This window comes from Pseudomonas syringae group sp. 26L6 (assembly GCF_032587815.1).
GTDB lineage: Bacteria > Pseudomonadota > Gammaproteobacteria > Pseudomonadales > Pseudomonadaceae > Aquipseudomonas > Aquipseudomonas amygdali.
Genome location: NZ_JAWHPJ010000035.1, coordinates 1 through 1,178, shown reverse-complemented (window position 1 = coordinate 1,178; position 1,178 = coordinate 1). Strand labels below are relative to the sequence as shown.

Below are 1,178 nucleotides of genomic sequence, written 5' to 3'. Positions count from 1 at the left end.
GACGTGGCTATCGAAACCCCGCTGCACGGCGCTCGCCAGCTGTCCGAGCGGCTGGGAAACCGGGTATTGCTCAAGCGCGAAGACCTGCAGCCGGTGTTCTCCTTCAAGATTCGCGGCGCGTACAACAAGCTCGCGCAATTGACTGCAGAAGAGGCCGCACGCGGCGTGGTCACGGCCTCGGCGGGTAACCACGCGCAAGGTCTGGCACTGGCAGCGCGTGAACTGGGCATTCTGGCGACTATCGTCATGCCGCGCACCACCCCGGAAATCAAGGTCGAAGGCGTACGCTCACGGGGCGCCACGGTGGTGCTGCACGGCGACTCCTTTCCCGAGGCGCTGGCCTATTCGCTGAAACTGGTCGACGAACAGGGTTTCGTCTACATCCACCCGTATGACGACCCCGATACGATTGCCGGGCAAGGCACCGTGGCGATGGAGATTCTTCGTCAGCAACCGGGCCAACTGGATGCGATCTTTGTTCCGGTTGGTGGCGGCGGTCTGATTGCTGGTATCGCGGCCTATGTGAAATACCTGCGCCCGGAGATCAAGGTGATCGGCGTCGAGCCGGACGACTCCAACTGCCTGCAAGCGGCGATGGCCGCCGGGGAGCGCGTGGTGCTGAGCCAGGTCGGGCTGTTTGCCGATGGCGTGGCGGTGGCGCAGATCGGCCATCACACCTTTGAAGTGTGCCGTCATTATGTCGATGAGGTGATCACCGTCAGCACCGATGAAATCTGCGCGGCGATCAAGGACATCTACGACGACACCCGCTCGATCACCGAGCCTGCGGGCGCGCTGGGTGTTGCCGGGATCAAGAAATACGTCGAGCAGCGCGGCATCAGCGGTCAGACACTGGTGGCCATCGACTCCGGAGCCAACGTCAACTTCGACCGTTTGCGTCACGTTGCCGAGCGCGCCGAGCTGGGCGAAGGCCGCGAAGCAATCATCGCCGTGACCATTCCCGAGCAGCCGGGCAGCTTCAAGGCATTCTGCGAAGCCATCGGCAAGCGCCAGATCACCGAATTCAACTACCGCTATCACACTGATCGCGAGGCGCACATCTTCGTCGGCGTGCAGACTCACCCGGAGAACGACCCGCGCAGCGCCCTGATCGCCAGCCTGACCGGGCAGGGTTTTCCGGTGCTGGACCTGACCGACAACGAACTGGCCAAACTGCA

At 63.0% G+C, this 1,178-nt stretch carries 1 protein-coding gene; it reads left to right on the top strand.

Annotated features, from left to right (window positions below):
* Positions 1 to 1,178, top strand: a 1,178-nt coding sequence (gene ilvA, locus RYA97_RS17260) for a threonine ammonia-lyase, biosynthetic (protein ID WP_316892760.1), incomplete at both ends; no start/stop codon positions are given.